The sequence below is a fragment of the Mesorhizobium sp. M0145 genome, assembly GCF_040322355.1.
Classification (GTDB): Bacteria; Pseudomonadota; Alphaproteobacteria; order Rhizobiales; family Rhizobiaceae; genus Mesorhizobium.
The window spans coordinates 25155-36811 of sequence record NZ_JAMYTK010000041.1; the positions used below are offsets into that span (position 1 = coordinate 25155).

The 11657-nt window shown below is 60.8% G+C and carries 8 protein-coding genes; all 8 read left to right on the top strand.

What is annotated here, in order from left to right; genetic code table 11:
- Positions 1-45 precede the first annotated feature (45 nt).
- Positions 46-2109 (top strand): hydantoinase/oxoprolinase family protein, encoded by a 2064-nt coding sequence (locus tag NKJ28_RS31380; protein WP_352638367.1) that lies wholly within the window; start codon positions 46-48, stop codon positions 2107-2109.
- A 5-nt stretch (positions 2110-2114) separates the two neighbouring features.
- Entirely contained in the window at positions 2115-3866 is a 1752-nt protein-coding gene (locus NKJ28_RS31385) for a hydantoinase B/oxoprolinase family protein (protein WP_352638368.1), read from the top strand.
- A gap of 243 nt (positions 3867-4109) precedes the next feature.
- Positions 4110-5363, top strand: a complete 1254-nt coding sequence (locus tag NKJ28_RS31390) for an aspartate aminotransferase family protein (protein ID WP_352638370.1) — start codon at positions 4110-4112, stop codon at positions 5361-5363.
- 85 nt (positions 5364-5448) lie between these two features.
- Positions 5449-6819 carry an aspartate aminotransferase family protein gene (locus NKJ28_RS31395; protein WP_352638372.1) on the top strand — a complete coding sequence of 457 codons (1371 nt, stop codon included), beginning with the start codon at positions 5449-5451 and terminating at the stop codon, positions 6817-6819.
- The gene (locus tag NKJ28_RS31400; RefSeq protein ID WP_352638373.1) at positions 6819-8534 is read left to right on the top strand and encodes an acetolactate synthase catalytic subunit; all 1716 of its coding nucleotides are present in this window, start codon (positions 6819-6821) and stop codon (positions 8532-8534) included. Before NKJ28_RS31395 ends, NKJ28_RS31400 begins: the two co-directional genes overlap by 1 nt.
- A 328-nt stretch (positions 8535-8862) precedes the next feature.
- Entirely contained in the window at positions 8863-10353 is a 1491-nt protein-coding gene (locus NKJ28_RS31405; protein ID WP_502902244.1) for an NAD-dependent succinate-semialdehyde dehydrogenase, read from the top strand.
- 278 nt (positions 10354-10631) lie between these two features.
- Entirely contained in the window at positions 10632-11213 is a 582-nt protein-coding gene (locus tag NKJ28_RS31410; RefSeq protein ID WP_352638374.1) for an IS110 family transposase, read from the top strand.
- A 185-nt stretch (positions 11214-11398) separates the two neighbouring features.
- Positions 11399-11572 (top strand): transposase, encoded by a 174-nt coding sequence (locus NKJ28_RS31415; RefSeq protein ID WP_352638375.1) that lies wholly within the window; start codon positions 11399-11401, stop codon positions 11570-11572.
- The last annotated feature ends 85 nt before the right edge of the window (positions 11573-11657 follow it).

An 11657-nucleotide genomic window follows, 5' to 3' on the forward strand; every position in this document is an offset into this window, starting at 1 on the left:
ATGTCACCACCAACGCACAAAGATATATCCGTAGGAGAAAAGGAATTGGCGAAAGAATCTTGGCGAGTTGGGATTGATGTCGGCGGCACCTTCACCGATGTCGTCGCCGTCGGATCCCGTTCCGGTATTCGCATTCATAAGACCGCATCTACGCCAGACGATCCTTCCGTGGGTGTTCTTGCCGGGGTTTCCGCGCTGGCGGAGAGCCAGGGTCTTACGATCCGGGAATTCCTGTCGGCATGCACCCATTTCGTCCATGGCACCACCGTCGCCACCAACACTCTTCTCGAAGGAAAGGGTGCCAAGTCGGGTATGCTCGTTACTCGAGGCTTTCGCGACGCACTCGAGATCCGCCGCGGCTTTCGCGAGAACGTATGGGACTATCGGACGCCTTGGCCCGATGTGCTAGTACCACGCTGGCTGCGCAGGCCGGTAACCGAACGAGTACTGAAGGACGGACGCATCGAAGCTGAAGTCGATCGGGCAGATCTCGATGATGCCATCGCACGGTTCAAGGCGGCTGGCGTTCAGGCGGTCGCCGTCTGCTTCATCAACAGCTACCTTAATGATGCCAATGAAGAACTTTGCGTTCGTTACCTTCGAGAGGCAATGCCGGATTGCTTTGTTTGCGGATCGGCAAAGCTCGCGGCGGTCATGGGCGAGTACGAACGCTCCTCGACGGCTGTCGTCAACGCCTATATTGGTCCAAGGGTCGTTCCCTATCTCCGACAGCTCGACGAGCGCCTAAGTGAACTCGGGATGTCGAATAGGCTCCTTCTCGTCCAAAGCAACGGAGGCGCGGCCTTTATTGATGATATAGAACAGCGCCCGGTTTCCCTGCTCCTCTCAGGACCGGCCGCTGGGGTCGGCGCGCTCGACTATTTCTCTGGGAAAGATGGCCTTGGTAGTCTCATCACTATGGAGATTGGCGGGACGAGTTGCGATGTCATGCTTTATGACCGGGGAAAGGTCGGTGAGACCACCCGGCTTGATATAGCCGGGTACCCGGCGATCACGGCGAGCGTTGAAATCAACACGGTCGGCACCGGCGGCGGCACGATCGCCTATGTCGATGCTGGCGGCATGCTCCAAGTCGGACCGCAGGGCGCCGGCTCGCGCCCGGGCCCGGCCTGCTATGGGCTTGGGGGAACGATGGCCACGGTTACCGATGCCCACGTGGTGTTGGGGCGGCTGCGGCCCGGCGCCTACGCGGACGGATCGGTCAACATCCGCTCGGAACTCGCGCATGAAGCGATCGCCGAGCACGTGGCGCAACCGCTGGGTCTGACGGTGGAAGGGGCAGCGATCGGCATCATCCGCCTCGCCGAACAGAACATGCTGCACGCAATGGAGAGGATGTCTAGCGAGCGCGGCGTCAACCCTCATGCCCTGACGCTCGTTGCTTGCGGAGGCGCCGGAGCGCTCCACGGTGTGCCAGTCGCTCGGCTTCTGGGATGCCGGTCGGTGTTCGTGCCCCGGCTTGCCGGCGTCTTCTGCGCGTTTGGAATGTGCAATTCCAATATTCGTCACGACCTCATTCAATCCTGCATGGTCGAGCTTTCGGATGAGACGCTTACGCCGATTTCCGAACAGGTTGCTAAACGTGAGGACGAACAACGCGGCCGGCTTCTTGAAAGCTTCTCCAGCGAGGCAATCGTCATCGATTGCTTCTTGGAGCTGCGATATCGCGGCCAACAATGGACAGTGCGCGTGCCGTTCTTCGGCGGTACGGACAGCAAGCAGACGCTGCGGCATCGCTTCGAGGAAGAGTTCTCGAGCATCTACGGCTACGTGCAGGAACGCAACGAGGTACAAATCGTAGCCTTTCATCTTATCGGCAAGGGCCGGTTCCCCGCGCTTAAGCTGGAAGCCGCCGGCGCGACGGCTGAAAGCCCGCAGGCAAGTAGCACCCGCAGCATATGGATCGACACTCGCACTGGCTTCGTCGATGCGCCGGTGTTCTCTTCCTCGACGCTAAGTCCCGGGGCGAGGATAACAGGCCCCGCCGTCATCGAGGAACTGACGACGACCATTCTCCTCGGAGCGGCGGACATGCTGCTGGTCGATGAGGGCGGGAACTATTCTATTCAACTTTCTATTTCGGAGTGATGACCATGGCCGTCGACCCGATTATGATGACGCTGGTGCAGAAGCGTTTGGATCACATCTCTCGCTACATGGGCTGGGCGATGACGCGGACCGCGCAGAGCCCGATCTTCAGCGAGAGCCACGACTTCTCCTGCTTCCTGAGCAATGCCCGAGGCGATGCGCTATCCGTCGCCGACGGTCTTCCGATCCATACGGGGGGAGGCGATTTTGCCATTCGCGCGGTACTTCGCGACTATGGCGGTGATCTTCACGATGGCGACGTCTTCCTCCTGAGCGATCCCTACGAAGCGGGAGGAAACCATCTTCCGGACTGGACGATAATCCGCCCGATCATCGTCGATGAGAGGTTTCTTGGGTTTGCGAGCAACAGGGCGCATCAATCCGACATCGGTGGGGGTGCAGCGGGAACGTACAATGCTGCGGCGACAGAGATTTTTCATGAAGGCATCCGGCTTCCCGTCCTCCGCCTCTTCGAGCGCGGCCGTGTGCGCGAAGACCTTTGGCGCCTCCTTCTGCTCAACAGCCGCACCTCGGATCTTCTTGACGGTGATCTTGCCGCCATGGTTGGCTCGACGCGCACCGGGCGCGACAGGGTTGTCGCGCTCGCTCGCGAGTATGGTCTCGCTGAAACTGAGGGGGTTTTCAGCGCGATCCTTGATCATGCACAGACACTGATGAAGGAGATGATCCGCACAATTCCCGAGGGTGTCTACTATGGCGAGGATGTTTCCGACACTGACTGCTTTGAGTCGATGGACGTGCCCGTTCGCGTCACCCTTACGGTAAAGAATGAGCATCTGCATGTCGACTTCTCCGGCAGCGCGCCGCAAATCCGCGGCTTCAAGAACAGCTCGATTGCCAATACGAGTTCGGCGGTCTTCCTCGCGGTGATGTCGTTCTTCAACGGGCGCGTACCGCAGAACCAGGGCGCCATGCGGCAGATGACGATCGAGGCACCGCCCGGCACTGTCGTAAATGCCCTTCCGCCGGCGCCAATGACGATGAACACCGTGCATCCGACGAGCGAGATTGTCCACGCCGTTTGGCGCGCCCTTGCGACCGCCATGCCTTTGGAAGGCTATGCCGGCTGGGGAAAGACTTGCTACTGCATTTCGTCGGGACGGAAAGACGATGGCAGGACGTACGTGATGTATCACTGGAACGGGTCGTCCGGGGCAGGAGCCGTCCGGGGGCGCGATGGCTTCCCTGCGGCCGGACAGCTCTGCACCCTCGGCGGGATGAACCTGCCTAATGTCGAGACCTACGAGCAGATCTATCCCGTAAAGATTCATCGCTCCGAGATGCGAAAGGACAGCGGGGGGGCAGGCGAGTTTCGCGGCGGAACCGGCCTTGAATACTCCGCCTCGACATATCAGCCCGCAGAGTACTCGTTTCGCAATGAAGGCAGCCGCAAACCAACCGGCTATGGCATCGTAGGCGGCGAGCCGGGGGTGAAAGGCACAATCGCCGTGACGCTGTTGGACGGCGGCGAAGCGATTGCCGTTCCACAATATGGAATCATGCAATTGGGATCCGCAAGGGTGGACGTCAGCTCCCCGGGTGGTGGCGGCTTCGGAGATCCGCTCAGGCGGGATCCTCTCGCCGTTCAGCGCGACGCGGTAGACGAGATTGTGAGCCCTGAGATGGCCAGGGACGTCTACGGCGTCGTCCTCAGCTCCAATTTGCTTGCAGTCGATGTTTTGGCCACCGAAGCGCGAAGGCAAGAGCTTTTGCGGGTACGCTGCCCCACGCCTTAAAGCCCGGCCGCGCAATTCGAAAAGTCGCGCTTTGCGGCGGAGAATACGCGTGTATAGAAGTGAAGCGTTTGATCCTGATTGACATTAAGTGGTTCATGTGATCCAGTCGTCACTCAACAAAGGTGGTCAAGGAGTTCGGACGTGCAGCCCATTTCAAGCTTAGGCCATAACCGGGGAGAGGTCATTGGGCCGAAGTCTCGCGACGAGTTTCAACGAGCACTAAGGATCACGCCAGGCGGAAGCATGCGTGCTGCCCCTTTTTTCGCTCCCCAGCCGCCTTATGCTATGTCTGCAGCCGGCTGTTGGATCACCGACGCGGACGGCAGGAAGGTCTTCGACTGCGCAAACAACTTCTTCTCGCTCGTTCATGGCCATGCCTTTCCGCCGGTAATTGAGGCGCTGCACAAGGTGCTGGACGACGGCACCGCATTCGGGCTTCCGACCACAAGTGAGACCAGCCTTGCGGAAGCGATTAGCGCGCGCTCGCCGAGGCTTGAGCAGGTCCGCTTCACGAGCTCCGGTACCGAGGCTGTCATGTACGCCGTCAAGGCCGCGCGCGCGATTACAGGGCGCCCGATGATCGCGAAGTTTGAGGGCGCATATCACGGCGCTTACGACCATGTGGAAGTCAGCCTTGATTCTACTCCAATGAACTGGGGCGATTCATCGCCCAAGAGTGTGCTCTACACCAAGGGAACTCCCGTCTCCACCGCCACGGAGGTTCTGGTCCTCCCCTACAACGAGCCCGAGACGTGCAGAGAGCTCATCCGTGCACACCATGAGCGTCTCGCCGCGATACTCGTCGATCCGCTCGCCTCTCGCGTCGGCATGGTTCCGATGGACGCGGATGTGCGGGAGGTCATCCAGGATTGCTGTAACCGCTACGGCATCCTGCTTGTGATCGACGAGGTCGTTTCATACCGCATCGGTTATCATGGCGCCCATGCCACGTTCGGTTTTGAGCCGGATTTGGTGGCTATGGGAAAGATCATCGGCGGCGGCTTGCCTGTTGGGGCCGTCGCAGGGCCTGCGTCACACATGGCGGTCTTCGATCACACCAAGGGCAAGCCAGCCGTCTCCCACGGCGGCACGTTCAGCGCCAACCCGCTCAGCATGACAGCTGGGCTGGCGGCGCTGCAATCATACAGTATGAATGCCGTGGCCCGTCTTAACCGGATGGGCGATATGCTTCGTAGCGAAATCACTGAGCAACTAAGAAGGCGCGAACTCCCCGCGCAAGTTACGGGCATGAGTTCCCTCTTTCGGCTCCATCTGAAGACCGAAGTTATCCGAAACTACCGGACTTCGTTCCCGAGCCCCGTGCAGAAGACTGCGCTGGCAAAGGTTCACCTTGCAATGCTGGAACGGGGTTTTCTGATGACGCCGAATTGCTCCGGCGCGCTCTCGACACCGATGAGCAAGACCGATGTCCAAGATTTAGCCTCCGCCCTCGTGGATGCCATTCATGAAACTTGGAAACAATCTCCATGGGAGTGATCGAGCAAACGGTGGAAAGCGCAGTCGCGTCAGCGCTCGCATCGGCGGCCTCGCCGATATGGCACGAGGTGCGAGGGGGATATCAATGACTACGCAATCAAACGCAGAAGTTCGGCACGAAACGCCGGCCTTGACCCACTCGGAGGAAGCGTTCGCACGCGCGATGTCGGTATTTCCCGACGGTACGAGCCGGGTAACGATCGAACGCGATCCAATTCCGACGTACATGGAGCGAGGCGAGGGCGCTTATCTCTTCGATGTCGACGGAAACCGCTATCTTGATTTGAACGGGAATTTTACGACCCTCATCCACGGACATGCCTTCAAACCGGTCATCGAGGCCGTCTATCGGCAGCTGACGAACGGCAGTTGCTTTGCCAATCCGACGAAGATGGAAATTGAGCTGGCGAATATCCTTTGCGAGCGGATTCCGAATGTTGATCGCGTTCGATTTGTAAACACCGGCACTGAAGCCGTGATTTTCGCCATCAAGGCGGCACGAGCTTTCACCGGCAAGGCAGGGATCGCCAAGTTCGAGGGAGCCTACCACGGCGCCTATGACTGGGTTGAAGTCAGCCAGTCGGCAAGCCCAGAGAACTGGGGACCAGCCGACGATCCGGCCTCGGTACCGTTGTACAAGGGTATGCCCGAAAGCGTTCTCCAAGAGACGCTTGTGCTGCGCTTCAACGACACTGAGCTGCTTGAGAAGAAGCTCCAGGCCCATGCGCATCGGATCGCGGCGGTCGTAATCGATCCGATGCCGAGCCGGGCTGGCCTGATAGCGCCGAACCCGGGCTTCCTGGAGGCGCTGCATCGGCTCTGCCGCCATCACGGCGTGCTCATCATCGCTGACGAAGTGCTGAACCTGCGCCAAGGCTACCACGGCGCTTCGGCGCGATACGGGCTGAAACCCGATCTGATCACTATGGGCAAGATAATCGGCGGTGGACTGCCCATTGGCGCGATCGGCGGACGCGAAGAGGTCATGCAGGTCTTCAGCGCCAAGTCCGGTCGCCCTCTGCTGCCACAGGGGGGAACGTTCTCGGCCAATCCACTCTCGATTGTAGCCGGCATCGCCGCAATGTGCGCTTTGGACAAAGCAGCGTTCGCTCGCCTCGACGGACTGGGCGACCGGCTGCGCGCCAACCTCGCCGAGATCATTGCGCAACGCGACGCTCCGTTTGCAGTTACCGGAGCCGGCTCCCTGTTTCGAATTCATCCGATGCGGCAGAAACCGCGTGAGTTCAGGGACACGGCAACCAATCCAGCCCAAAACGCTATCCTAAGGACGCTCTCGCGCTTGTTTTGCCGTCACGGCGTCATCTTGCCGAATGGGGCGGCCGCGTGCCTGTCAACGCCGATGGGAGAGACTGAGGTCGACGCGATATCCGACCTGTTTCGTCTCTTCCTCCAAGAACACGCAGCAGACATCAACAAGATGGAGACATCGGAGTAATGTCCGTGGAAACTGTAGCTGAACGGATTGCAGCAGCACTGCAACGCAACGGCGTCGAGATGATTTTTGCCCAGAGCCTACCCTCGGCGGTGGTTCTGGCATGCGAAAAGATCGGAATCCGGCAAATCGCCTATCGCCAGGAAAATATGGGTGGGGCCATGGCCGATGGCTACTCCCGCATATCGGGCAAAGTCGGCGTCGTGTGTGCCCAAAATGGACCTGCCGCAACGTTGCTCGTACCGCCGCTATCCGAAGCGCTTAAGGCGAGTATTCCGGTGGTGGCCTTGGTGCAGGAGGTCGAGCGCAACCAGCTTGACCGGAACGCATTCCAAGAACTGGACCACATCGCCCTTTTCTCGGCCTGTTCCAAATGGACGCGACGGGTGATAACGGCTGATCGGATCGAGGACCATGTCGACTCCGCGTTTATCGCGGCCACCAGTGGCCGGCCTGGCCCAGCCGTGCTCATCCTTCCGGCCGACCTGCTCCGCGAGAATGTTCCGGCTGGCGTACGCGGTCGGACAGGGAACTACGGCACGTGGCCGCTTGATCCCATCCGCCCGAGCGACGAGGCGCTCGCGGCGGTGGCCAAGTTGCTCGCTCGCGCCGAGTCGCCCGTGGTGCTGGCCGGAGGCGGCGCGGTTTCGCCGGCCGCGAGCAAAGCGCTCGCGGAGCTGCAGAGCACGGCCCATTTGCCCGTGTTCACAACGAATATGGGCAAAGGCGCTGTCGATGAGCGCGCGCCCCTGACTTGCGGCGTAAGTGGGGGGCTGAACGGCCCAAGATCTCTCGGCTATCGCACGCGCGCCTTAATGGATGAGGCAGATCTTGTCTTTCTCGTCGGCACCAGGACCAACCAGAACGGAACCGATAGCTGGCGTTCGATTCCTTCTACGGCGACGGTCGTTCACCTCGACATCGATCCTTGCGAAATCGGCAGGAACTACCAGTCTGTCCGCCTCGTCGGAGACATAGCCACTACAATTCAAGCCCTGAGTGCCGCGCTACTGTCGGAGGACCTGTCCCATCGCTCGGCCAAGAAGGGGTCGCTTGAACGTCGCATCGCCGAAGCCTGGGAGCAATTCGAGCAGGATCGCAGCATATTCAGCGGCAGCAACCAGACGCCGTTGAGGCCAGAACGCATCATGCGCGACCTGCAATCGCATATGACGCCGGAAACCATCGTAGTGGCAGACGCGAGTTATTCTTCAATGTGGATCGTCGGCCAGCTCCGCACACTTCGGGCAGGGCAGCGGTTCATCGCTCCGCGCGGCCTGGCAGGTCTGGGATGGGGCTTGCCACTCGGCATAGGCGCCAAGCTAGCAAGACCCGACAGTCCTGTTGTCGTACTGGTCGGAGACGGCGGGTTTGCCCATAGCTGGGGAGAACTCGAAACGCTCGTGCGGTCCGAAATCAACCTTACGGTGATCGTGCTCAACAACGGCGTGCTCGGCTTCCAAAAAGATGCCGAGACCGTGAAATTCGGCGGCTATACGACAGCCTGTCAGTTCGCTCCCGTCGACCACGCTGCTCTCGCCAAGGCATGCGGCTGTGACGCGATCATAGTCAAGAATCCGGGAGACATTGGGTCTGCCCTTGACCGCGCTCTGTCCTCGAAGACGCCGGTGCTCATCGAAGTCATCACCGATCCTGAGGCGCACCCACCGATCTCCCTTTTTACGGGCACCCTTGGCGAACCATCGGAACTGGTATGACGACAGCGCCTTTCACGAAGGTTGCCGTTGTCTCAGGAGGGTCGTCGGGATTGGTTTGGCCTGGGTTCGCCGACTGCGCGTCGCCGGTGCGGACGTGGCTTTTTCAGCCAGAACGCGGATTCCACCCGAGCCGCGGAGCAGGCGGTTCGCAAGGAAATACCGTCCGGCCGCCGCCTGCTAGCCGGCCCCGCCGATCTCCGGGATCATGCGTCCGTTCGTGACTTCTTCATGCGGATCCATTCGTTGGAGCGATCATCGACGTGAACGGAGGGGAGTTCGCTCCCCGCATGAGCCCAGTCACTATCACCCCGACCAAGGTTGGAATCACATGATTATGCCTGACATTGAACTGGCCAAGCGCGCTGCCAAGACAACCAAGAGGTCCGAGATGCGAGAGCGCTGGCCGGCGCAATGCCTTGTGGATGGCGAATGGGTGGGTGAGCCTGAACTGTCGGTGCTCAATCCCTCCACCAACGAAGAAATTGCGAAGGTTCCCGATTTCTGTGAGGCAGAGACTGCCAAGGCCATCGCAGCGGCCAAGCGCGCGTTCCCGGCTTGGGCAGGGCTCCTTGCCAAGGAGCGATCGACGACTTTGCGCCGATGGCACGATCTCGTGGTGGAATATGCCGACGAGTTGGCTCGGATACTAACCAGCGAACAGGGCAAGCCGTTGTCTGAAGCGAAGGCCGAGGTACTCTACGCGGCCTCCTTTTTGGAGTTCTACGCCGAAGAAGCAAAGCGGATCTATGGCGAGACAATTCCAAGCCATATCCAGGACGGCCGCATTGTGGTGATCCGTCAACCAGCAGGCGTCGTTGCGGCGATCACGCCCTGGAACTTTCCGGCAGCGATGATAACCCGCAAAGTTGGCCCGGCCCTTGCGGCTGGCTGCACGGCCATCGTCAAACCTGCGCTGGAAACACCGCTCACGGCATTCGCCATTGCTGCCCTCGGTCAGAAGGCGGGTCTGCCGCCCGGCGTCCTCAATGTCATCACGGGAAACGCCCACGCGATCGGTAAGGCACTCTGCGACAGCCCGGATGTCCGCGTGCTGAGTTTCACCGGTTCCACGGCGGTCGGGAAGCTCCTGATGGCGCAGTGCGCGACAACCGTGAAGAAACTCGCGCTCGAATTGGGTGGCAATGCTCCCTTCATCGTCTTTGATGACGCCGACATCGATGCGGCTGTCGCTGGGGCCATGGCGTCGAAATTCCGCAACATGGGCCAGACCTGTGTGTGTGCGAACCGGATCTATGTTCAAGATTCCATCTACGATGCGTTTGCCGAAAAGCTTGCGACCGAAGTTGCGCGGCTCAAGGTCGGCGACGGCATGGCCGAAGGCATTGGCCAGGGACCATTGATAAGCGCGGCCGCGGTTGCGAAGGTGGAGCAGCATATTGCCGACGCAGTGGCGAAGGGTGCGCGCATACTTACAGGGGGCACTCGTCATGAGCTGGGTGGCACCTTCTACAAGCCGACGGTGCTCTCCGACGTCACCCAGTCGATGAAGGTTGCCCGAGAAGAGACGTTCGGACCGCTTGCCCCGCTGTTCCGATTCAGCGGGGACGACGACGTGATCGCGATGGCGAACGACACCGAATTCGGCCTCGCCGCCTACTTTTATGCGCGCGATATCGGCCGCATATGGCGTGTCGCAGAGGCGCTTGAGTACGGCATGGTCGCAGTCAACAGCGGGCGTCTCTCAACAGAGCTTGCTCCCTTCGGGGGCGTCAAGGAGTCGGGCATCGGTCGCGAAGGATCCCGCCACGGCATCGAGGAGTACACTGAACTGAAGCTCATGCTCATGGCCGGCATCTAATCAAAACGCCGCCTCTGCTCCCGGGCGGATCTGGTCCGACGGGCGGCAAATCCGCTGCTCGCCAGCCTTATTCAATCGGCGCAACAACGTAGACTAGTCGACCGTGAACAATTCGGGCTCTAAGCGGCGACCGGCTTGGGCCGGGGTTGAAGCAGAGCGATCAAGAGCGACAAAAAACCCATCGGCCATCTGAGCAGGAGGGAGAAGATGATATGGGGCGAGCGGCGAGGGTGTGGCATCCTTCGGCGCTCCAGAATGACCATTAGAAGGAGCGCCCCATGTCGCAATCTTTTGACGCGAGCCGGTCCCTTACCGCTCTTGAACAGGATAACACGATCATTGCCGTCATCGAAATTAGCAAGACGAAGTGGCTCGTCGCCGCGCTTGTTCCAGGTCTCAAACGCCAGCCGCTCAAGAAGCTCGATGCCGATGCGCCAGCATTGTTGAAACTGTTGCAGCGTTGGCGCGACGAAGCCGGCCGGGCCGGGCACCCGGTCAAGCGCATCGCCGTCGCCTATGGGGCGGCCGGCGACGGCTTCTGGTTGGCGCGCTTTTTGCTGGCACGCGGCATCGAGGCTTACGCCATCCACGCCGCCAGCATTGCGGTGTCGCGCGAGCATCGCCGCGCCAAGACCGATCGCCTCGACACAAAGCAGCTGATGCGCGCCTTTCTCGGCTGGCTGCGCAGCGAGAAGCGCCACTGCTCCATGGCGGCAATCCTGACGCTCGAGGAGGAGGACGAGCGGCGGCCGAACCGCGAGCGGGAGAGCCTGGTCGGCGAGCAGACGCGGCTCGTCAACCGCATCAAGGCGGTCCTCACCCGCTTCGGCATCCGCAGCTTCCGCTTAAGCCTGCGCTAGGCGGCAAACAGGCTCGCGCCCATCCGCACGGCGGAAGGGACGCCGTTGGCAGATAACACCCGCGCCGAGCTCTCCCGCTTGCTTGCGCGGCTCAGCCTGGTGCGTGAGCAGATCCGCGCCATCGAGCAGGAACGCCTGCGCCGGCGGCGGACGTCCCGGCTGCGGCGGCGAGCGGCCCGCACGCGATGGTACGCCTCATCGCGCGGATCATCGGCATCGGCGTCGAGACGGCCGACATGCTGGTTCACGAGGCCCTGTCGCGCGGCTTGCGCGATCGCCGCGCCGTGGCGCGCTATGCCGGGCTGACCGGGTCGGCGGACGAGAGCGGTCAGGGCGCGAGAAGGGACTGGCACGCATAGGCGCTAACTTAGATGTGGACTGGTGGAATCGAGATGTGATTCCTCGGCCAGATGGGAACGAATGATTCGATCGAAACCGACTGGC

Bases quoted from the DNA above. Each gene is read 5' to 3' on its own strand.
- NKJ28_RS31385 (WP_352638368.1), top strand. From the start codon at position 2,115: ATGGCCGTCGACCCGATTATGATGACGCTGGTGCAGAAGCGTTTGGAT.
- NKJ28_RS31390 (WP_352638370.1), top strand. From the start codon at position 4,110: ATGCGTGCTGCCCCTTTTTTCGCTCCCCAGCCGCCTTATGCTATGTCT.
- NKJ28_RS31395 (WP_352638372.1), top strand. From the start codon at position 5,449: ATGACTACGCAATCAAACGCAGAAGTTCGGCACGAAACGCCGGCCTTG.
- NKJ28_RS31400 (WP_352638373.1), top strand. From the start codon at position 6,819: ATGTCCGTGGAAACTGTAGCTGAACGGATTGCAGCAGCACTGCAACGC.
- NKJ28_RS31405 (WP_502902244.1), top strand. From the start codon at position 8,863: ATGATTATGCCTGACATTGAACTGGCCAAGCGCGCTGCCAAGACAACC.
- NKJ28_RS31410 (WP_352638374.1), top strand. From the start codon at position 10,632: ATGTCGCAATCTTTTGACGCGAGCCGGTCCCTTACCGCTCTTGAACAG.
- NKJ28_RS31415 (WP_352638375.1), top strand. From the start codon at position 11,399: ATGGTACGCCTCATCGCGCGGATCATCGGCATCGGCGTCGAGACGGCC.